The 22,411-nt window shown below is 50.8% G+C and carries 17 protein-coding genes; 4 read left to right on the top strand and 13 right to left on the bottom strand.

Annotated elements, in window-relative coordinates:
• Positions 1-10: 10 nt before the first annotated feature.
• Both JTN23_RS23820 and JTN23_RS23815 read left to right on the top strand, forming a co-directional pair.
• Positions 11-1,561, top strand: a complete 1,551-nt coding sequence (locus tag JTN23_RS23820) for an ADP-ribosylglycohydrolase family protein (RefSeq protein ID WP_247237592.1) — start codon at positions 11-13, stop codon at positions 1,559-1,561.
• A gap of 821 nt (positions 1,562-2,382) precedes the next feature.
• Positions 2,383-3,351 (top strand): methylenetetrahydrofolate reductase, encoded by a 969-nt coding sequence (locus tag JTN23_RS23815; protein WP_247237591.1) that lies wholly within the window; start codon positions 2,383-2,385, stop codon positions 3,349-3,351.
• 354 nt (positions 3,352-3,705) lie between these two features.
• Here JTN23_RS23815 and JTN23_RS23810 read toward each other — a convergent pair whose 3' ends face one another.
• From JTN23_RS23810 to JTN23_RS23785, 6 genes are all read right to left on the bottom strand, one after another.
• On the bottom strand, positions 3,706-5,139 hold the full coding sequence (locus JTN23_RS23810; RefSeq protein ID WP_247237590.1) for a TolC family protein: 1,434 nt from the start codon (positions 5,137-5,139) through the stop codon (positions 3,706-3,708).
• A complete protein-coding gene (locus tag JTN23_RS23805; protein ID WP_247237589.1) occupies positions 5,132-8,368 on the bottom strand; it encodes an efflux RND transporter permease subunit in 3,237 nt (1,078 codons plus the stop codon). The genes JTN23_RS23810 and JTN23_RS23805 overlap by 8 nt, the downstream gene beginning before the upstream one ends.
• Before the next feature lie 25 nt (positions 8,369-8,393).
• On the bottom strand, positions 8,394-9,482 hold the full coding sequence (locus tag JTN23_RS23800; protein ID WP_247237588.1) for an efflux RND transporter periplasmic adaptor subunit: 1,089 nt from the start codon (positions 9,480-9,482) through the stop codon (positions 8,394-8,396).
• A 78-nt stretch (positions 9,483-9,560) separates the two neighbouring features.
• Complete coding sequence (locus JTN23_RS23795; RefSeq protein WP_247237586.1) at positions 9,561-9,830, bottom strand: hypothetical protein; 270 nt, start codon at positions 9,828-9,830, stop codon at positions 9,561-9,563.
• Between the two features lie 85 nt (positions 9,831-9,915).
• The gene (locus JTN23_RS23790) at positions 9,916-11,271 is read right to left on the bottom strand and encodes a sensor histidine kinase (protein ID WP_247237585.1); all 1,356 of its coding nucleotides are present in this window, start codon (positions 11,269-11,271) and stop codon (positions 9,916-9,918) included.
• Positions 11,272-11,332: 61 nt separating this feature from the next.
• Positions 11,333-12,004, bottom strand: a complete 672-nt coding sequence (locus tag JTN23_RS23785; RefSeq protein ID WP_247237584.1) for a response regulator — start codon at positions 12,002-12,004, stop codon at positions 11,333-11,335.
• 778 nt (positions 12,005-12,782) lie between these two features.
• Here JTN23_RS23785 and JTN23_RS23780 point away from each other — a divergent pair.
• Both JTN23_RS23780 and JTN23_RS26095 read left to right on the top strand, forming a co-directional pair.
• Positions 12,783-13,880: a serine hydrolase domain-containing protein gene (locus tag JTN23_RS23780; protein ID WP_247237583.1), complete on the top strand. Its 1,098-nt coding sequence runs from the start codon at positions 12,783-12,785 to the stop codon at positions 13,878-13,880.
• 163 nt (positions 13,881-14,043) lie between these two features.
• Positions 14,044-14,310 (top strand): phage tail-like protein, encoded by a 267-nt coding sequence (locus JTN23_RS26095; protein WP_491630936.1) that lies wholly within the window; start codon positions 14,044-14,046, stop codon positions 14,308-14,310.
• On the opposite strand, the gene JTN23_RS23775 is transcribed toward JTN23_RS26095, so the two are convergent.
• The 7 genes from JTN23_RS23775 to JTN23_RS23745 form a co-directional block, all read right to left on the bottom strand.
• Entirely contained in the window at positions 14,300-15,412 is a 1,113-nt protein-coding gene (locus JTN23_RS23775) for an endo-1,4-beta-xylanase (RefSeq protein WP_247237582.1), read from the bottom strand. The two genes, JTN23_RS26095 and JTN23_RS23775, sit on opposite strands and share 11 nt — an antisense overlap.
• 28 nt (positions 15,413-15,440) lie before the next feature.
• Positions 15,441-17,348: an alpha/beta hydrolase-fold protein gene (locus JTN23_RS23770; RefSeq protein WP_247237625.1), complete on the bottom strand. Its 1,908-nt coding sequence runs from the start codon at positions 17,346-17,348 to the stop codon at positions 15,441-15,443.
• Positions 17,349-17,426: 78 nt separating this feature from the next.
• Positions 17,427-18,548, bottom strand: a complete 1,122-nt coding sequence (locus JTN23_RS23765; RefSeq protein ID WP_247237581.1) for an alpha/beta hydrolase-fold protein — start codon at positions 18,546-18,548, stop codon at positions 17,427-17,429.
• A 30-nt stretch (positions 18,549-18,578) separates the two neighbouring features.
• A complete protein-coding gene (locus tag JTN23_RS23760; protein ID WP_247237580.1) occupies positions 18,579-19,658 on the bottom strand; it encodes an esterase in 1,080 nt (359 codons plus the stop codon).
• Between the two features lie 3 nt (positions 19,659-19,661).
• Positions 19,662-20,834: an alpha/beta hydrolase gene (locus JTN23_RS23755; RefSeq protein WP_247237579.1), complete on the bottom strand. Its 1,173-nt coding sequence runs from the start codon at positions 20,832-20,834 to the stop codon at positions 19,662-19,664.
• 74 nt (positions 20,835-20,908) lie between these two features.
• On the bottom strand, positions 20,909-21,805 hold the full coding sequence (locus JTN23_RS23750; RefSeq protein WP_247237578.1) for an alpha/beta hydrolase: 897 nt from the start codon (positions 21,803-21,805) through the stop codon (positions 20,909-20,911).
• 79 nt (positions 21,806-21,884) lie between these two features.
• Positions 21,885-22,406 carry a VOC family protein gene (locus tag JTN23_RS23745; protein ID WP_247237577.1) on the bottom strand — a complete coding sequence of 174 codons (522 nt, stop codon included), beginning with the start codon at positions 22,404-22,406 and terminating at the stop codon, positions 21,885-21,887.
• Positions 22,407-22,411: the final 5 nt, after the last annotated feature.

Genomic DNA, 22,411 nt, shown 5'->3' with positions numbered 1-22,411 from the left:
TATAACAAGTATGTTGACCTACATAAAACTCAGCCTGATATTGTCACTATGGCTGAGTAGCTCGGTACCGACAGGACCCGGATTGGCGCAAGTCAAGCCAGGTAAAGAAAAAGATAAGTATTTATCTATATCCAAGCAGGAGCTACTTGATAAGATCAAAGGTGGCTGGGCTGGTCAGACTATCGGTGTGACTTTTGGCTGGCCCACCGAATTTGTGTATCAGGGTACTTTTATACAGGATTATCAGCCGATTAAGTGGCATGATGACTATGTCTCTGAGGCCATGCGTACTTTCCCCGGCTTATTTGACGACATATATATGGACTTAACCTTTGTAGAGGTATTCGAACGGCATGGACTTCAGGCACCCGTTGATTCTTTTGCTCAGGCCTATGCGAACGCAGGATACGAGCTCTGGCATGCCAATCAGGCAGGCCGTTATAATATATTGCAGGGAATGAAAGCTCCACAATCCGGCCATTGGCTACATAATCCGCATGCAGATGACATTGACTTTCAGATTGAGGCTGATTTTGCCGGACTCATGAGCCCGGCCATGCCGAATGTGGCTTCATCCATATCTGATAAAATAGGGCATATCATGAATTATGGTGACGGATGGTATGGGGGAGTATTTGTAGCCAATATGTATGCACAAGCTTTTAGGAGTAAGGATATTAACTTCATAGTAACTGAGGCGTTAAAAGCCATACCCTCCCAGAGTACCTTCTATCAATGCATTGCTGATGTCATCAAATGGCATCAACTTTATCCTACCGACTGGAAAAGGACCTGGTTTGAAATTCAGAAAAAATGGACCGAGGAAGTAGGCTGTCCCGACGGGGTTTTTCATCCGCTTAATATTGATGCCAAGCTAAATGCCGCTTATGTGGTTCTGGGGCTTCTATATGGGAAGGGAGATTTTACGAAAACAATGGAAATATCAACGCGGGCCGGACAGGATTCAGATTGTAATCCTTCTACCGCGGGCGGAGTATTAGGTACAATGCTTGGTTACAGTGCCATTCCCGCGTACTGGCTTGACCCGCTAAAAAAAGCGGAGCACCTAAACTTCAGCCATACTTCCCTCTCGCTTAGTAAGGTCTACGAACTGGGATTTAAACATGCGTTGGAAAATATATTATTCCACAAAGGTAAAGTGAGTAATACCAGAGTTGACATACCCCTGGAACCGGTTAGAACGGTGGCATTGGAACAGAGTTTTACCGGCCACCATCCCCGGTCAAAGCAGGCTATCAAACAAAGCAGCAGTACTGGTATCAGTTTCAAAACTAAAGGAATCGGATTTGTACTGCGCGGTTATGTACAAAAAATGAATAAGGAAGCCCCTAACAATCCCATTCAGGTTGAACTGTATGTTGATAACAAATTAGTGGAAGTAGCCAATCTGCCGGTGATATCTGCTCACCGTCGAACAGAACTGTGCTGGAGATACCAACTCTCGGACAAAGAACATGATGTACAGCTCAAAGTAGTCAATCCTGATAAAGATTATGAGATTGTTGCCATTGAGGTAGTAGAATACGCCGGTTCTAAATAAGAATAGATATATACACACCGCATGGAGAGGTTTCGTAGAATGTTTGATTACAAACTGCGGAACCTCTTCTTTGACTTTCAGCACTTTATCACTCAAGAAGAAATCTTTTTGAAGCTCATCCTATCTACTTCCGATAACTCTTAATTATCAGAAGTGATATTTTAAATAGATTCTGCTTAGTTGCCCTTCGGCTGATATAAAGAAATTGGCCCAATGGGGAGGTGAAAGTCTGTTTCTGTTGCTAACCAGTAGCCTCTGTAAGAGCTTTAGGGATTACAAGGGAAGGGCAAATACCGAGGTTACAAGATTTTTTTGTTTAACTCTTCCTGATTTTAGTTTACAAGCCAACGCTCTCTGCTTATCCACCGGCTTACTCCAAGATTTCAAAGTGATCCGGCTGATTATGCATCGGACATATTTTAGATTTCACAGTAAGTGCTGCCAGGCCATACATCCGAAAGATATATTTATAGCTTTTTCGGCATTCGGTTAATTTCCGCTTCTGCTATGAGCAAATTCTTTAGAATCATAACCCACTAATCCACTCTCTATTAATGATGGCATCATGCCCTCGCTTTCAGGGCTAGTTGAATCATCTAATTTTAACAAAAATTTGTTTACCCAAAAGATATTTAGCCTTATATACGCCTTATAGATAGATAAATTATTCTTAATAATGTTACCTGGTAGATTTTTATATCCTATTTTATAGCTTTGTGTAATTATTTGACTATTGATAGGTTTTGTATATCATCAATTAAAAGATAGCTTTTCGATGAAAATCGGAAGTAAAGGGAATCTAGCCATAATTCAAACACATCATGTTTCTACAAAAGATTAAATCGGCAGAATCTGGCGTGATGCTTTACGGCATTACGCCTCCTAAGGCGGGTACCAGCCCCGAAAAGGTCGCAGAAATTGCACAGAGAACCGTTGAACGTTTGTCAACTCTCGATATTGATGCACTGGTCGTTTATGATGTGCAGGATGAGTCGGCGCGGACCTCAGAGGAAAGACCTTTTCCATTCATCAATGCCCTGGATCCTTTTCAGTTTGCTTCGCAGTATCTGACGGGGTTGGATATTCCGAAAGTCATTTATCGACCCGCGGGAAAGTTCACTGCTACTGAGCTTTCTGAGTGGCTGGAAGCACTGCACAATCATAAATTCTATCCGGTCTTTGTTGGTGTGCCTGCGCCGGATTTTCCGGTTAAAACCAGCCTTCCCGAAGCATACCGAATTTGGGAGCAGCATAAGGAAACATCGGTGATCGGTGCGGTGACCATCCCGGAGCGGCATGAGGTTTTGAGAGATGAAGATGTCAGGATACTCGACAAGATGAGCTGCGGCGTATCCTATTTCATTTCGCAATGCATTTTTAATATTGATTATGCCAAACAGGTTATTGAAGACCTAGCAGCCACTTGTCAACGCAAGAAGATGGTCCCGCCAACGATCATTTTTACAATCACGGCCTGTGGTTCAGCCAAAACGCTGGATTTTATGGAGTGGCTGGGTATACACATTCCAGAAAAAACAAAAGAAGACCTGAGAGCGGCGGAAGACATGCTGGAAAGATCGGTCAATATATGTCTTGAAATTGCTTCACAGCTTACTGCATTTTGTATGGAGCGTTCCATTAAATTCGGCTTCAACGTCGAAAGCGTTGCCATTCGCAAAGCAGAGATCGAAGCATCGATCAATCTGGCGCATTCGATTGGACAGATGCTGAAAGATAAAGGGGTGAGAAAATCATCTGAGGGTGTTATTGTGGAAGCAGCGAATACCTGATATAGATCGGCACAACTACAGCCCGAGATGCAATGGCAGCTTTACCTGCTGCACGGGTGATGTGATTAATTGTCAATTTTACCCGGTGCTTTAAAATATCCATGGGCTTCTTCCCGGACGCCAGATGGCCAGTACCATCCAGCTTCCATACCACAAGGGTATAAACCGGTCGGACATACATAGTAGCTTTTCAAAGCGGATAGAGTATGTCTGACCAGTACAAAAAGCAGATCAACTTTATCCAGTCTTTTACTGCAAGTTCAGTACGTGCCACTCTGCATAGTAGGAGTGACACGTACTTTTATACTCAATTTAGGTTAGGACGAAAAATCTGGCCAAGATGTGATCCAGTAATCACTCCCATCCACCACCCAGTGCCCGGTAGATATTCACCACGGCATTCAGCTGCTGCATTTTGGTTTCTACCAGTTGAAATCTGGATTCCTGCGCATCCCGCTGGGTCAGCAGTACCTCCATGTAGTCGGCCCGCGCGGAATTGAACAAGCTGTTGGAGATCGTAATTGACAGCGTAAGTGCCTGTACCTCCCTTGACTTGACATCGTAGCTCCTTTCCAGGTTACTGATCTTCGCCAGCTGATTAGCCACCTCAATATAGGCGTTCAGGATGGTACGCTCGTAGTTATAAACGGCCTGGATCTGGCTGGAGTTGGCATTGAAGTACGCGGCGGTGATCGCGTTCTTGTTGATCAGGGGAGCCGCTACATCACCCGCCAGGGAAAAGATCAGCGACTGAGGCGTCTTGAGCAGGTAGGCCGGATTGAAAGCCTGGTACCCCAGCCCCGCCGATATACCCAATGAAGGATAAAACCGCGCTTTGGCTACCTGGACATCCAGCTTAGCCGCTGCCAGCTCCTGCTCGGCCTGCCGGATATCCGGACGGTTGGCCAGCAACTGCGACGGAATACCCGTCTGAACGGTAGCCGGTACCAGATTATTGAAATTCTGAGAGTTTCTAACAATAGTCTGCGGATAGCGACCTACCAGGAAGTTGATCCGGTTTTCGGTTTCGGTGATCTGCTGCTGAATGCCGTACTGCAGGTTCTGGGTATTCAGTACCTGGGCCTCAAACCGCTGTACGGCCAGTTCGGTCACGCGGGTAGCTTCTTTCTGCAGCCGCACCACTTTCAGCGCATTGTTCTGAATCTCAATGTTCTGCCGTACTATTTCCAGCTCATTATCCAGCGCCAGTAGTTCATAGTATGAGGTAGCGATCTCGGCGATCAGATTGGTGGTCGTGAAGTTTCTTCCTTCCACACTCGACAGATACCGGTGTACCGCTGCCTTTTTAGCATTACGCAGCTTATGCCAGATATCCACCTCCCAGGTAGCCACGGCTCCCCCCACAAAATTAGGTAGCGGCTCAGGTATTTCCTTGCCCGGCTTCATTTCAGACGAGGCCTCCGTAGCCCCCAGCAGCGTGTAGCGGCCTACCTTATCCACACCCACTCCACCACGCAGCCCTACCGAGGGCAGGTACTCCCCTTGTCTGACCCGGATCTCGTTGCGGGCAATCTCTATCTCCTGTCTGGTGATATTCAGCTCCTGGTTATTGGTCAGCGCGGTATCAATCAGAGCCACCAGATTGGGATCAGTAAAAAATTCCCTCCATCGGATCCGGGCTGAGTTGGTGGTGTCCTGCGAGCCGTTGAAGCTCGCAGATACTACCCTATTCTCTGTTTTGGTAACGATAGCCGGGGTTTTACAAGCCGCAAAAGCGAACGTCAAACCGGCTACTACCAGGCATCTGTTTATGATCTTTTTATACATGATTATTGCTACTTTCTTCGGTTACAGGAAATGCGTCCGCACGGCGGTCTGACAATTGGTGAACCAGACCTTCGGTCAGCGATTCATCCTCTTCATCTTTGATCATCTTGCGCCCATCGGCCAGGTGGGCGAATATGTAGTACAACCCTGGGATGATGATCACCCCGAAGATGGTACCGAATAGCATACCTCCAAGGGCGGACGCACCGATGGTACGGTTACCGATAGCCCCGGCACCGCTAGCAATGATCAACGGGATCAGCCCGGCAATGAAGGCGAATGAGGTCATCAGGATGGGACGGAAACGTACCCTGGCTCCTTCAATGGCGGCGTTCAGAATGGTTTCGCCCTCGTGGCGCTTAAGAACCGCAAATTCTACGATCAGTACGGCATTCTTACCCAGCAGACCGACCAGCATGATGAGCCCGATCTGGGCATAGATGTTGTTCTCCAGCCCCATGAGCTGGAGCACCAGGAACGAACCGAATACCCCAACCGGCAGCGAAAACACAACCGCCAATGGAATGATGAAGCTCTCGTACTGGGCAGCTAACACAAAGTAGACGAAAGCCAGTACGATCGCGAACACGTACAGCGACTCGTTGCCACGGGTAGACTCGTCGTACGATAGACCTTCCCAGGCAATGTCATACCCTTTGGGCAGGGTTGTGGCGGCTACTTCCTGAATGGCCTTGATGGCATCAGCCGTGGTATATCCCTTGGCCGGAAGTCCCTGAATGGCAGACGAATTATACATATTGAAACGGGTAATCTCGTTAGGCCCCTGCGACTTTTTGAGCCTCATGAAGGCGGAGTAAGGTACCATCTCGCCGGCGTCGTTCTTGACATACAGGTTCAGCAGGTCAGAGGGGAGTCTTCTGAATTTAGGATCCGACTGCACATACACCTTAAAGAACTGGTTGAACTTTGTGAAGCCTTGCTCATAGGTACTACCAATCATAATGTTGAGGTTATCCATCGCCTTGCCGATCGACACGCCCTTCTGCATCGCCAGATTATTGTCTATCTCCAGTTCGTACTGCGGATAGTTGGCCGCGAAGAAGGTGAACAGCCCCGTGAGCTCTTTGCGCTTGGTCAGGTTGTCCATGAACTCCTGATTGATCTTGTCAAACTCGTGGTAGTCGGTCTCGGAGTTCTTATCCAGTAAGCGCATCGAGAAACCACCCGAGGTCCCAAAGCCCGGAATAGCCGGTGGCTCAAAGAACTCTACAACCGCCCCAAGACCTTTAGACTTCTCTTCCAGCTCTTCCATGATTTCCTTTACGGTATGGTGGCGATCCGACCAGTCTTTCAGGTTGATCAGACAGGTACCTGCATTGGACCCCCGTCCTTCGGTCATGATCTCGTAACCGGCCAGCGATGATACTGATTCTACTCCATCAATCTCTTCGCATATTTTCTGGAGCCGTTGGGATACCTGGTTGGTTTTTTCCAGGGTCGAACCCGGAGGCGTCTGGATAATGGCGTAAATGGTACTCTGGTCTTCGTTAGGGATAAATCCGGAAGGCACGATCAGGTTTTCGTAGAATATACCCGCACCAAAGGCCAGTAGTACCCCGAAGGTAAGCCATCTGCGGCTGACGATGGATGTTAACAGGCGTACGTACCGGCCGGTCAGTCTGTCAAAACCACGGTTAAAGCTATCGAGCGAGCGGGTCAGTATATTAGACTTCCTTGCGTGTCCGTGGTGGCCATGTCCATGGTGGTTTTTTAACAACATGGCGCACAGTACCGGCGTAAGCGTAAGGGCGATAATGGCCGAGATCACGATGGAGCTAGCCATGGTAATGGAGAACTGACGATAAAAAGTACCTACCGGACCCGACATAAACGAGATGGGCAGGAACACCGACACCATGACAGCCGTGATGGCGATGATAGCACCACTGATTTCACCAAGTACTTTCTTGACTGCACTGTAAGGCGACAGGTGCGGCTCTTCCTCCATCTTGGCGTGCACGGCCTCCACCACCACAATCGCGTCGTCCACCACAATACCAATCGCCAGTACCAGGGCAAACAGTGTAACCAGGTTAATAGAGAGTCCAAAGAACTGGATTACGAAGAATGCTCCGATCAGCGATACCGGCACCGCCAGGATCGGGATCAGGGTAGAGCGCCAGTCGCCCAGGAATATGAATACCACCAGAGCTACCAGAATGAACGCATCGCGTAGCGTATGGATCACCTGCTCGATGGAAGCGTCCAGGAACTTGGAAACGTCGTAGCTGATCTTGTAATCCATGCCCGGAGGGAAGAAAGGCCGCATTTCCTCGAGCTGCGCTTTCACATCGGCAATTACATCGCTGGCATTACTACCGTAGTTCTGCTTCAGTACTATAGCCGCCGACGGTCGGCCATCCAGATTGGAATAGATGTCAAAGAATTCACTGCCCAGCTCTACCGTGGCGATATCCTTCAGGTGGATGCTTTCCCCCTCGGAATTGGCCCGGATGATAATCCCCTCGTACTCTTCGGGCTTGTTGTACCGGCCTTTGTAAGTAAGCACGTATTCCAGCGACTGGGCCGCAATACCCGAGCTTTGACCCAGGCGGCCCGGACGACCGATGATACTCTGCTCTCCCAGCGCCTTCATGACTTCCTCGGTCGAGATGTTGTAGGCCCGCATGCGGTCGGGATTCAGCCATACGCGCATGGCGTACCGGCGGCTACCTAGTATCTGCGCCCGGGCTACCCCTTTGATCCGCTGGATTTCGGGGATCATCTTCACGGTGGCGTAGTTGAACAGGAACTTCTCGTCCATGCTCTTATTCTTAGAGAAGAGGTTGACGTACATCAACATACTGGGCTGGATGGGCGTAATCACCACCCCCTCGCGCTGCACCAGTTCGGGTAAGAGCGGCATTACCTGATCCACCCGCGTTTTTACCCGGATCACCGCGTCGTTGGGGTCAGTACCCGGCTCGAAGATCACCCTCAGGGTAGCCTCACCGGCACTGGTGGCATCCGTAGCGATATAGCGCATATCCTGTACCCCGTTGATCGCGTTTTCGAGGGTGATCAGCGTTGACTTTACCAGTACATCGGCACTGGCACCAGGGTAGGCAATGAAGATATTTACGGTAGTAGGGGCAATTTCGGGGAATTGCGAAATGGGCAGCTTTTTGATCGCTAACGTACCCACGAAAACGATCATGACCGATATTACAATAGCGAATACAGGTCGGCGTATGAACTTATTGAACATGTCTAATGACGTTTAGGATACCTGATTATTCTGCGTACAGATCCAGTTGGGACAGGACAGTACCAGGCTCCACGAATTTTGAGTGTATCTTTTCATTTTCCCGCACCAGGCGCAAGCCTTCCAGCAGGATCTTATCCTCTTTACTCAGACCCTCCTGAACCACAAAGATGTGTGGCAGTTCGGCGGCTATGGTGATCTCCCTTGAGCGTATTACATTGTCCTTGTCCACCACGTACACATACTTCTTATCAAGTACCTCAAAGGTGGCTTTCTGCGGGATGATCAGGGCATTACTCAGCGGTACCTTCATCTGTACGTTACCCGTTTCGCCATGCCTCAACAGTTTATCGGGGTTGGGGAAAGTGGCCCGGAAGGCAATGTTTCCGGTCTCGTTGTTGAAGTCCGCTTCGATCGTTTCTACGACACCTCCCTGGTTGAACAACTTGTTATTGGCCAGGAGCAGATCAACTTTTGTTTGTCTTTCATTTTTAACCTGCGCTTTATAATCCAGGTACTCTGCTTCGGGTACATTGTAGTACACCCACATTTTGCTGTTGTCCGATAGCGTGGTCAGCAGGTCTCCCTCATCCACGAGGCTTCCCAGCCGTACCTGGAAGTGGTCCATAATGCCCGAAAAAGGCGCTCTGATCTGGGTGAACTGCAGATGGGTTTCGGCCAGGGCCAACTCTGCCTTGGCTTTGTCAAGCTTGGCCTTGGCCAGCGCCAGCTCATTTTTGGATACGACGTTTTCATCGGCCAGCTTCTTGGTGTTCTGGTACTCAATATCTACGAAGTTCACCTCTGCCTCCGCTTTTTGGCGTTCGGCCTGGTAGAGCATAGGCATGATCTGAAACATGAGCTGCCCTTTCTGTACATACTGTCCTTCGTCCACGTAGATCTTCTGCAGGTAGCCTTTTTCCAGCGCTCTGAGCTCAATATGCTGTATGGACCGTACCTGAGCTACGTATTCTTTGATAACGGTGGTGTCTTTCTGCAGGGGGCTGGTCACCAGGAAGCTGGTTTTTTCTTCCTTGTGTGCTTCCTCCTCTTTGCCGGCATAGCTCGAGCAGCCCAGCATAGCACACAAGCCCATAAACATGAGTATTTGCTTCATAATAACTTTATTTTTGACAAGAGTTTATAGTGACGATTTGTAGTGTCAGGCCTGCGCCTGGGTGATCTGCGGCCGGGGCTAGTCTACCTTTTCCGGCGGTGCATGAGAGACCTGCTCCAGGTGACGAATCAGACTATCTTTCTGCCCGATAGCCCATTTGCAATCCGAAAGTTGCTGTTGAAAAGCCTTATTATCCGCCTGCTGGTGTGAGATCCGTAGTCCAGCGACATAGAGGCTCCGCTGACGGATCAGGTTATAGAGCAGGTACCCGTTGAACACCAGTGAAAGAGCCAGTGCCAGCCCAAAGCCATAGAGCAGTATAGAAGCGGAAGAATGACGACGTTGCATAGCCTGTGTCTGTAATGAGTGACACAAAGCAACCACCGTAACATTAAAACGGTATGAGAAGGAAATTAGAAGATATTAGAAGCTCTTAGGCCTGACGGGGTAAGCGTATGATTACCGTGGTACCCTGGTTGAGGCTGGAATTGATCTGGAGGGTACCCTGGTGCAGGTCAATGATCTTCTGCGTGACGGCCAGACCAATGCCATAGCCAGGTACCCCCTCCACATTGGTACCCCGGTAGAGCGGATCCAATATGTGCGTGGCATCATTCTCAGCAATACCGCGCCCCCGGTCGGCTACTGTCACTGTGACTTGGTCGTCCTTTGCCTGCAACTCTACCGACACCGGCTCGCCCGAGTACTTGCAGGCGTTATCCAGCACGTTCAGCAAAGCCGTGGTGAGTAAAGTAGGGCTGCCCTTTACCGTAAAGGATGCTTCCTCCGTGGTCATGAACTGGAGCGGCAGGCTCCGGCCCGGGTACTTGGCCTGCACCTGCTCAATAGCCGTCAGCAGGCAATCATCCACTTGTACGGCGGTGAGGGTAACGGCTCCGTCGGTAACCTTGGCTAAGCCCAGCAGGCCATTGGTCAGGGCGATTACTTTCTTGAGCTCTTCCACGGCTACTTCCATACTTTCGCGCCAGTCGGCGGGGTCTCTATCGTACCGTAGCGATGTTTCCAGGGTGCCCAGGGTATTGGTAAGCGGGGTGCGCAGCTCGTGCGAGGCGTGGGAAACAAAGCTGCGCTGGGAGACAAAGGCATCTTCCAGCCGGAAAAGCATCTGGTTAAAGGTCATGGCCAGTTGAGCAATTTCATCCCGTCGGTTGCCTTCGTGGACCCGCTTGTGCAGATCCACGGCTGTGATCTGCTCCACTTCGTGCACGATCTGGGAAATGGGCTTCAGTACCCGCCCCGAAAAGTACCAGCCCGCCAGCACTGTCAGGGAAAATCCCAGCAGATTGGCCAGCAGCAGTATCTGTTGCAGAGTACCCTGCTTGGCAAAGCCAATGCGGTCGTAGCCGGAAGCAAATATGTAAAACAGCTGCCCCCGGTCCCGGTAAGGTAGTACGATCGACTCCAGATGCCCACTCCTAAACTCGAACAGGGACTCATTAGTAAGCTTCGGTATCTTTTCTTTGAAATAGTCCGATTCTTTGAGGTTACGGTTGGTAAACAACAGGTTGTGCCGGTTGTCATAAATGTTGATCTGCTCCTCCACAATGGTAAGCAGGTCGGTGCGTACCATATTCTCGAAGAAATTATCGTGCAGATGCCGCTGGGAAATCAGGATCCGACCGGCCAGCCGCGCTTTTCCTTCCAACATACTGTAAAACTCCTCCTGCCGGTACAGCGAGTAGAAGTACCACACCAGCAGCGACAGCGTGACCTGAATGGCCATGGTCAGCAGCGTAAAAGTAAGCGTCAGTCGGTTTCGGATCAGCATGGAGGTAGTAAGTACAAGGCCGGGGATGTGAGAGATAATCTATTACTAACCTTTGGGAAGCTTAGCTCTCACGAAGTACGTACCCCATGCCCACGATGGTATGCAACAGTTTTGGCGAAAAATCCTTGTCGATCTTCTTGCGCAGGTAGCTGATGTACACGTCGATCACGTTGGTATTGCTGTCAAAGTTGAGGTTCCAGACGCGTTCGCTGATGTCCACCCTTGAGATGATCTTTCCTTTGTTGAGCATCATGTATTCCATCAGGGAGTACTCCCGGGTAGTGAGGTCGATGCGCTGGCCGGCCCGGGTTACGGTCTTGGTGTCCAGGTTCAGTTCCAGGTCGGCCAGCCGGAGTACCTGCTTATGCTTGGGGCTGTTGCGGCGCGTCAGAGCCCGGATGCGCAGCAGCAACTCCTGAAATTCAAAGGGCTTGGCCAGGTAATCGTCCGCTCCGGCATTAAAGCCATCGGCCTTGTCGGCCAGGCTGTCGAGCGCGGTGAGCATCAGCACGGGTACCGTCTCATTTTCCTGACGGATCAGCCTGCACAGCTCGAAGCCATTGATCTGCGGCAGGTTCACATCCAGTATGATAATGTCGTAGGGATCTTTTCGAAACAGCGACAGACCGATACGTCCATCGAAAGCAACGTCAACTTCGTACCCCTCGGCAGATATCCCTTTGCGGATAAAAGAAACCATCCGCTCTTCGTCTTCAACTAAAAGTACTTTCATGAAACACTATGGGTTGCTTATGGGCCTAACGCTTGCAATAGCTTAGACTAGTATATCCAAATATTGTTTTATCCGGTAGAGACTTTGGTCGGCACAGATCATATTAGCTTCGATTATGACTTGTCTTTACCTGGCCAGCATGCAAATGTACGCAGTATTTGCCTTCTGCCCGATTTGACACCATAACAAGCGCTTTGAGACGTACGCGCCTTCTGCCTGAATCGTTGATTAAAATACCTAACCTGCTAGCTGACTGGCCTTGATAGTAAAACACAAGCCAGCACCTGAAAAATCTAAGATCTTGTAGAGCGTCGGCTGGCTTTGATCTGAAATATCTCCCGGAGGGCCACTGTGCTACAAGTGTTACGCTCATACACTTGCAGTACTTCTGGTGAAACCTTCTGGTATCTTTAGCGGCTTCTGTTGATTTCCGCTTGTCCATTGAGCGATCCCGGTAGAATTAGTATGTGCTAAACCTACCATTTATGTATATATCGAACTGTACAGGAGGTAATACACCATTGTCTGAGGATACAACTTAGCCTGTTAAGTAGCCAGGGCTATCAAGCACTCGCCGGTAGTAGGATAGCAAGGAGCCATAGAAGCAGATCTCAACAAAAACGCTCCCTACTATCAAACATACTGATTTGCAGGAGAAGCAAAGCTTGTAGAGTTTCAAAAATAATATTTATAAAATATAATTATATATTAGTTTTAATTATATATTATTTGTATTCTTGGTAGGATCATTCTCTTACGCCTTCTATACTTTCCTACTATGAAAAAGCTACTACTACTGATATGGACCAGTACATGCCTGAGCACCCTGACCCTGGGCCAAAGTAAATCTACCCAATTCGACAGCCTTTTCACTCAGCTGCATCGTCAGGGTTCTTTTAATGGTAATGTACTCATTGCCGAACATGGAACTCCCATCTTTGAGAAAAGCTACGGTAAAGCGGATGAGCAGTCTCATCGAATGCTGAACCCGGAGTCCGTTTTTGAGCTGGCCTCTATATCCAAACAATTCACAGCCATGGCTATTGTACTCCTGCAGAAGCAGGGTAAGTTAGCCTATGATGATCCCATGGCTAAATACCTGCCAGAACTTGCCAACTATGATAAAATATCCATACGGCATTTGCTCCATCATACCAGCGGTTTACCCGATTATACGGATTACTTCATTGCTCATTGGGATAAAAGCAAGTTTGCTACCAATGCGGACGTAATCAAAGCTTTCGGCAAAGTGCAGCCCCCGTTGCTTTTTCAGCCTAATGGCAAGTTCAAATACAGCAATACGAACTATGTGCTACTGGGGAGTATCATTGAGCGGGTATCCGGCCAATCGTACGCTGCCTTTCTGGATCAGGCTATTTTCAAACCTTTGGGTATGAAGCATACGCTGGTTTACCAAAGCAGATATAAGCCACAAAAGGTAGAAAATTATGCCTTGGGGTACATGCTGGATAGTTTAGGCCATAAAGTATTACTGGATAGCTACGGAAAAGAATTCTTTACCTATTTTCTGGATGGCATTGTGGGGGATCGTATGGTTAACTCCACGGCCAGAGACCTGCTCACCTGGGACCAAGCCTTATATACTGACAAGTTAATCGGCCCTCAGGATAGAGAGCAGCTATTTACTGTTATGAAAACGTTGGACGGCCGAGATACAAACTATGGCTTCGGATGGATCATAAAGCAGGATGAGAAGTATGGAAAGCTAACCAGTCACTCTGGTAGCTGGGCTGGCTATATTCATTACTTCGACCGGCATATAGATACCCATAAAACCATCATAGTTCTTCAGAATATAGATACCTATAAGAATAGGATTGCCATTGAGCAGGTACGAAAGATCCTATACCCCTAAATGTCATCTCTAATGTTCTATATACTCTATATACCGTTAGGTATCATTAAGTATAAGTAGAGGTTTCACTTACTGTATTTGGTACTAATCTTGCTCGATTTAGACAGTTATCCTACTATACCCTATACGAAGAGTTTTGCCTTATCCTAAATAGTTTTATACTATTCTTTACGTCTCTTCAGCCAATTCACAAGTCAAACTTGGAGATGGTTCCACAGAACCTATTCCCTCCGCAGTAGTAGAATTGGGGTGTATCAATATAGGATTCCTGCTTCCACGCATAACTACCCAGCAGCGTGATACGATCACTAACCTGGGTAACGGTATGGTGGTCATCAATACAACCCTGAATTGCCTGCTAATCTACAAGTATGGTAGTTGGACTTGCATTGGTAAAATACCCGCAAATCGAGTTTCTGTCATTTCTTGAGTGCGACTACTCTATAAAAAGCAGGTTTAGGCTGGTTATTCCGGTCGAACAGCAGCGGATAGCTGGTCCGGCCACGAATGGGCCAGTTGTTCAGCCAGCTTTGGGCGTCATTCACGCCCCAGAACGTGACGCGGGTAACTTTGTCTTTGTGCTTCAGAAAGAGCTTGAACAGGGCTTCGTAATCAGCGGCCAGTTGTTGCTGTACTGAGTCAGGCAGGCCGTTGACGTAGGGGTTCGACTGTTCGTTGGCGGTCATCCGCTGACTTACTTCGGCCCCCTGAAAATTGCGGGGCAAGACCTCGATGTCTACTTCGGTGAACATTACCTGTAGGCCCAGTGCCGCGTATTGCAGAATACTTTCTTCAATCTCTTTGAACGGTACCCGCCCCACGTGCCAGTGTCCCTGAATGCCCACGCCATCGATACGTACACCAGCCGCCTGGATTTTTTTTATCAGGGCTAGGCAGCCCGCCCGCTTGGCCGGTTGTTCGTTGTTGTAGTCATTGTAATACAGCTCCGTGTTGGGAGATGCCTGTTGCGCCAGCCGGAACGCCTCGGTTACGTAGTCCTCGCCGAGGTAATCCAGGAATACGGTCTTTCGCATAGTACCATCCTCATTGAGCGCTTCGTTGACAACATCCCACGAAAAGATTTTTCCATCATAGCGTCCGGCCACCGTTTTGATATGGTCGTTGAAGAACGTTCGTACTGAATCCGCACTCCTGATTCCGCGCATAAACGGCGGTAACTGGCTATGCCAGATCAGCGTGTGCCCGTTGATCTTGATGTTGTGCTTTTTCCCGAACTGGACCAGTTTATCCGACGGTTCAAAGTTGTAGTTGCTCCAGGTCGGATGAATCAGCGCCGATTTCATGCTATTCTCGGGCGTGGCCATGTTGAACTGATGCACGATGAACTGGGTCATCTTTGGGTCCCGCTCTTCAAACTGGGCGTTGTTCAGCGCGGTTCCTATCCCAAAATCATTTTTGAAGGTATCTTTTAACGAAGGAATGGATTGCCCGAATGTAACACCCGGCAGCAGTAAGCCGGCTAGTATGAATCCGGCAATACGAGTGCCAACTGTTTGTTCTATCTGAATCATGGTTTTTGGGTTTTGGGGTAAGAATGATTTACTTAAACAGCAACTGGCTAAACATCATCAGGTCGTGCCGCCAGACCGGCCAGGTATGCCCACCGGGGTACTCGCTGTAGCTGTACCTGATGCCCATCTCATCGAACTTCTTCATCATGACCTGGCAGTTCTGGTAGGCTATGTCTTCCTTGCCACCCATTGATATCCAGAAGTTTTTCAGGTTGCTGTTGATGGCAGTTGCATTCTCCTTCATGAAGGCATACTGCGGGTCCGACAGCTTGGTGTTATTGGCAAACCAGCCCGAGCTGAATACGCCCAGGGATGAGAACATATCCGTGTTCCGGATGCCTGCATGGAGCGTCTGCAAGCCACCCATCGATAAGCCCGCCAAAGCCCGGTTCTTCGCGTCGGTTTCCACCCGGAAATGGTTCTCCACAAAGGGAATTGCTCCCTGTTTAAGCTCATTCTCAAAGGCCCGCAGTACGTTCTCATTGAAACCGGCGGGGCCGCCGGTAGTACCCATATTGCCGTCCAGCATCACTACCACCATAGGTTTAGCCTTGCTTTCGGCAATCAGGTTGTCCAGAATCAGGTCGGTACGTCCCTGAGTGGCCCAGCCGCGCTGGTCTTCGCCTCCACCGTGCAGCAGGTACAGCACGGGGTACTTCCCGGTGGATTTGTCGTAGCCTGGTGGGGTGTAGACGTACATTTCCCGCCAGGTGTTCAAGGCTTTGGAGAAGTAGCGTTTAATGCGGATGTCGCCGTGAGGTACGTCTTTCAGGGTGTAATAGCTACCTTCCCGGTCCGGAATCTCAATGCCGCTGGCCATACGTCCCATGCCGTAGAAGGTCTCGCTGGCCGGGTCAGCAACGGGTAAGCCATCAATCAACAGGGAGTAATAATGAAAGCCGCGACTGATCGAATCAGTAGTGACGGTCCAGAATCCCGCCGTGTCTTTCACCATGTCGTATTTTTTACCCAGGTCTATCTGCACCTTCTGAGCTTGCGGAGCCTTGACCCGAAACACGACCCGATTGTCAGGCAGAATCTGCGGGTACTTGGCCGAGCGCACGTTGGTAGTCGCCGGCGTTCCCAGCACAGTGTACCTGGTCAGCGATGCGTTATCCACCGGCTTGAACAGGAACTGCGAGAACATGTACAGCCCGTTTTTCCATACCTTGAAATCGTGTCCACCGGGTTCGATGTAATAAACGTGCGGCACATTGTTCTGGTATAGGTAGTCGTGCGTGCGCTTGCTGAAGGAGATCAGGCCGTCGGCATCCCCGCACGAAATCCAGAGCAGCTTCAGCTTCTTTTTAGCTTCGGCCGGGTTAGGTACCAGTTCTTCGGGCCGTTTGGTGTTCGGGGCCGACGAAAAGCCACCCACCCAGGCAAATTTGTCCAGATTGCCCAGGCCAAAATTCAGCGACTGTCCGCCGCCCATCGACAGCCCGGCAATGGCCCGGTGTTCGCGGTCAGTCAGGGTCGGGTATTTCTTCTCGATAAACGGAATCAGGTCGTTGAGCAGGTCTTTTTCAAAGGTAGCAAAGGCTTCCACTTTTTCCCGGTCGAAGACATTGCCCACGGCGCGGTCGTCTTTCATGGCCCGGCCGTTGGGCATTACCACGATCATAGGCTGCAGCTTCTGGTCGGCATAGAGGTTGTCCAGAATCACCTGCGGGTTACCACCTCTGAGCCATTCCTTTTCGTCGCCTCCAATACCGTGCAGCAGGTACAGCACCGGGTATTTAGTCTTCTTGTTAAAACCGGGCGTCGCCACGCCGGGCGGAGTGTACACCAGCGCCTTGCGCGTGGTACCTACCGTTTTGGACTCGTATCGAACGGTATCAAGCTTGCCCGTAGCAATCCCGCTACGAACCTGATCGAAGCCCTTGGGGGCTTCCTTGTCACTGGGTTGGGCATAGGCCGCTGTCCCCACCACCATAGCAGCGAAAATGGCGCAAAGCGTCCTTTTAAAAAAAGTAGTGGTTTTCATGGATTAGATAGGTAGTTAGGCTACTTCTTAGTTTTTAAACAGTAGCGGTGCCAGCTCATGCAGACTGCGGCGCCAGGTCTGGAACTCATGGGCAGTCCCCTCCGACACGTACGAAACGGCGTTGTAGCCGGAGGCTTTCAGGTCGGCGGCGGCTTTCTTTACCCCATCAGGGCGCTCCTTGCTGCCGCAGCTCAGGAAAACCAGCTTTGGCTTGGCCTTGCCGTTGAGGTCGTCCGGGGTGTACAGGCCCCCGCTGAGCAGACCGTAATACCCAAAAATGTCTGGCTTATTGAGAGTTATCATTTTGGTTTCCATACCACCCATCGACAGCCCGGCCATGGCCCGGTTGTCCCGGTTAGGGAGCGTGCGGAAGTGGGTATCCACGTACGGAATCAGCTCCTCGGTCAGTACCGTCTGGAAGGGGTCTATTTTAAAATCCCGGATGCGACCCCACTTCACCTCGTTGGTCATGCCGTAGGTCATCACGATGATGAAGGGTTTAATCTTGCCTTCGGCAATCAGGTTGTCCATGATAAGGTTGGCGTGCCCCTGGTTGCTCCAGGCGGTTTCGTCCTCACCCCAGCCGTGCTGCAGGTAGAGTACCGGGTATTTCTTCGAGTGTTCCTTCTCGTAGCCGGGCGGGGTGTACACAAACGCCCGGCGAGAGGTACCCGTGCTTTTGGAAGGAAACAGCACCTGCTGCACATGGCCGTGGGGTACGTCTCTCAGAGCGTAGAAGTCCTGGTCGTGGGCGGGTATCTCAATGCCGCTCTCCCACCGCACCGAACCATAGTAGTTCCTGGCTCCAGGGTCGTTGAACTTGCCACCGTCAATGGTGACGTTGTAGTAATGAAAGCCTTCATCCAATGGCCCCGCCGTGGTACCGGTCCAGTAGCCGTTGGCGTCTTTGGTAAGGATGGTGCCGCCCCGGCCGCCCAGCCCCAGGCTCACCCGGACACTGTCGGCTTTGGGCGCGTGGATGCGAAAGCGGGCGTACCCCTGAGAATTGACCTGTGGGTATTCCTGCCCCGGCTGATTCAGGGTTGAGGGTTTGAAATCCTCCGCGATGGCCGGTTGGCTGGCCTGTGCCAGGCAAGTTGCCGTGGTGAGAGCGACGGCGAAGAGGATCGCTACTGCGTGACGAATCATGGGGGTAAGAGGTTGAGGTGTTGACTGATGTTATTGAAATAGCTCCTGCAGGGTGGTAGCCAGGTACTGCTTGCAGTTCATCCAGGTATGGCCACCCGGCACGATGTAGCTTTTCACCGCCAGCTTCTTATCCTGGAATAGGGCGATGTTCTGCTTCACGGGCTCGTACAGAAAATCTTCGGTCCCAACGCTGATGGTAAACAGCTTCAACTGCTTGTTCATCTGCTCGGCATTAGGTGACCAGTCAGTGAAGTTCTTTTTAAACTCGTCGGTAGCCGTATAGGGCGCATACGAGCATACATAGGCAAACTTGTCCGGATTGGTGAGGCCAATGTTCAGCGTTTGTCCACCACCAACCGAGAAACCCGCCACGGCCCGGCCCTTGCTTTCTTTGATGACCGGGTAGTTGGCTTCGATGAAGGGTACAATGTCATTCACCATGTCTTTGGTAAAGTCAGCCATGGGAGCCGGACGCACGTTGCCATAGGGCATCACAATCAGCATGGGCTTGGCTTTCCCCTGCGCGATGAGGTTGTCGGCAATCAGGTTGGCCCGGCCTACCTTGGTCCAGGTCTCTTCCGTGTCGGAGCCGCCGTGAATCAGGTACAACACCGGGTATTTGGTTTTGCCGTTCGGGTTGAAGCCAGGTGGGGTGTACACCAGTACCTGTCGGGTGGTGCCCAGCGTAGCTGACTGGTAGTAGCGGTAGCCCACTTTGCCGTGCGGAACGTTCTGGAGCGAATGCACCAGCGGCTGGTCGCCGGGCACGTCGACGATGCTGCGCTTAAACCGTTCGTTGGCAAAAATGTAGGTATTATTTGGATCGGCTACCTGTACGCTATCCACCCAGAAGCTGTACGGATAAATATCCGGTTTGACGGGTGGTACGGTCACGCTCCAGATGCCCGACGTATCTTTGCTCATAGATAGGGGCGCTTTCAGAAACTCACCACTGAGTGTTACTTTTTTCGCATTCCGTGAGAAATACCGGAACGTGATGGTATGGTCAGCATGCACCTGGGGCGAACTAATAGCCGGCGGACGTTGCTGCGCACGCGCCGATAGCGAGGCTACCGTCAGCATGGTTAGAAGATATAGAATGGGGTTCATGGGCTAAGGTGTTTGTGGTTGGAATAGCAGCGGGGCGGTTTGGGCAACGTACATTTTCACGTTCATCCAGGTGTGACCGCCGTCGGTCACAAGGCTCTTGTAGTTCACCTGTTTGGCCTTCAGGTAGTCCATGAACTCCAGGGTACCCTTGTACAGAAAATCATCGCTCCCCACACTCACCCACAGCAGTTTGAGTTGCTTGTTGGTGTTGGCCGGATTGCTTACGATAGCCGGATAGCTGCGCTCCATTTCCTGAGGCGACAGGTAAGAGCTGTAGGCACACACCCACGCAAACTTGTCCATGTGGCTAAACGCCGTCCTGAGCGTTTGCCCACCCCCGCGTGAGAAACCACCAATCGCCCGGTTGTCGCGACCCGGAATAGCCCGGTAATTCTTCTCGATGTAGGGAATGACGTTGTTCACCAAATCAGCCGTGAAATCATTGGCCCGTTTCACCGCGTCGGCTCCATCCCTCACGGTCGGATCGGCGGGTTTGGCTCCTCCTTTCTGCTCGGCTACCCGCGCAGCTATATTGCCGTAGGGCATCACGATAATCATCGGTTTGGCTTTGCCTTCGGCGATAAGATTATCCAGGATCAGGTTGGTTTTGCCCACTTTGAAGAAAGTCTCTTCGGTATCGGTCGTGCCGCTGATGAGGTAGTAAACGGGATATTTTTTGTTGGGTGACTGGTCATATCCCGGTGGAGTATAGACCACCAGCGAACCCGTTGTGCCTTCCATCGATGGGTAGTACTCGTAATTGACAGAGCCGTGGGGTACCTCGCGCAGGGCATGAATCAGGGGCGCATCGCCGGGTACATCCACCAGGCTGGCTTTGAAGCGCTCGTTGGGGAAGAACGCCACGTTGGCCGGGTCCATGGTTGTGACGCCATCGACCTGGAAACTGTACGGGTAGATATCAGGCTTGACCGGCCCCACGGTTACGCTCCAGAGGCCCTGCGCATCTTTGGTCATAGCCATGGGTGCTCTCAGAAACTGTCCGCTCAGCTTCACCTCGTTTGCCAACGGAGCGAGGTACCGGAACGTGACGGTCTTATCGGCGTTCACCTGCGGAGATACTACCAGCGGGCCACGGGGCGGCTGGGCCAGTACCAGACTGCCAAGGCCGAGCAGCAGCCCTGCCAGCCAGCATCGAAGGAGTAAGGTTTTAGGCATAGTCGATCAATGGTTAGGGATTAAAGAGTTAGTTAGCTTAATATAGATACACCCTGTCGGGATAGGTCAACAGCTTATTCGTTTTTAATCCAGCTATTCACTTTCATCCAAGCAAACAGAGGCTCCATCCAGCCGGGGTGACGGAAGATAAAACCATGGTCCCCCTTAGGGTAGATGTGCATTTCGACGGGTACTTTCTGGCGTCGAAGCTGTTCGAAGTAGGCAATGCTGTTGTCTACGTCCACCAGTTTATCGTCAGCCGCGTGGGTCAGGTACGTTGGTGGCGTATTGGCCCGTACCTGAAGCTCATTGGAAAACAGATCAATGTCCTGTCGCGACGGAGTTTTGCCCAACAGGTTATCCCGCGAGCCGCCGTGCGTCAGGCTATCGCGCATGCTGATGACCGGGTAAACCAGAATCTGGAAGTCAGGCCGCAGACTGGTGTTAGGGGTATTGTCGATGTAGGCTTTTTCAAAATGCGTAGCCGCCGTTGCCGCCAGGTGTCCACCCGCCGAAAAGCCCATAATGCCGATTTTATTGGCGTCGATACCCCATTGGGTGGCATTCTCCCGCACCCGTTTAATCGCCTGTTGGGCATCCTGCAACGGGCCAATCTTCTTGTCAGCCATAATGGCATCGCTGGGAAGCCGGTACTTCAGCACGAAAGCCGCCACACCCTGTTCGGCCAGCGCTTTCGCTGTGCTGATGCCTTCGCCTTTATAAACCACAACACCGTAACCACCGCCGGCGATGACAATGACAGCCGCCCCGGACGCTTTGCCTGGGGCAGGTTTATAATACTCCAGTGTGGGTTTGGTAATGCCCTTCAGCACGCCCGACTCCGCCCCCGACTCCTGTACATCAGCAGGTTTTGAATTCGGAACCGCAGCGGGGTATAATGGAATGATTTCCTGTGATTGTGCGGTAAAAGAAAGAAACAAAAAGACCGCCAGTGCGCTTGCTCCAGACACCCTCCACATGCAATTCATCATAGTCGAACAGATAAAAGTTGATCTAACAGCCATTACTTTTTGAATAGGTTTCGCCTGCTTACTCAAGTGGCCCGATCAGTTCAATGAATGTGCCGTCGGGGTCCTGTACCAGCACAAAGTGCGTTTTACCGTTCAGGGGCGTGGGGGTACTGCCCAGCAGAGGCACCTTCATCTGCTTCAATCGCTCGATGATCGGGTTCAGGGCTTTCACGTTGATGGTGATGTACTGCATGCCCGTATCGTCCTGGATGAATTTGGGCGTAGGGTGCGATGCATTTTTGCCAAAGCTCATCAGCTTCCAGTCGGTAGCCTCGGGACTGTTTTCCAGCTTCAGAATGGTAACGGCAGCGGCTGCCCCGTTGGCCAGGCCAGAGCGTTTCGAAAATTCTTCGTTGATGGTAAAATTTCCGGTTTTGACCATACCAATGCCATTGACATAAAAGTCCAGGGAGCGTTCGAGGTCGGCCACCACCACGCCTACCCCAATCACTTTGCTGCTGAAATTGGACTGGGCGTGAGCAATGCCGCTGACCAGGAGGGAAGAAATTAGTAGAGAGAATGTTAAAGCGACTGTTTTCATAGGTT

The sequence above is a fragment of the Telluribacter roseus genome (genome assembly GCF_017355915.2).
Classification (GTDB): domain Bacteria; phylum Bacteroidota; class Bacteroidia; order Cytophagales; family Spirosomataceae; genus Telluribacter.
This window is presented reverse-complemented; position numbering and strand designations above follow the sequence as displayed.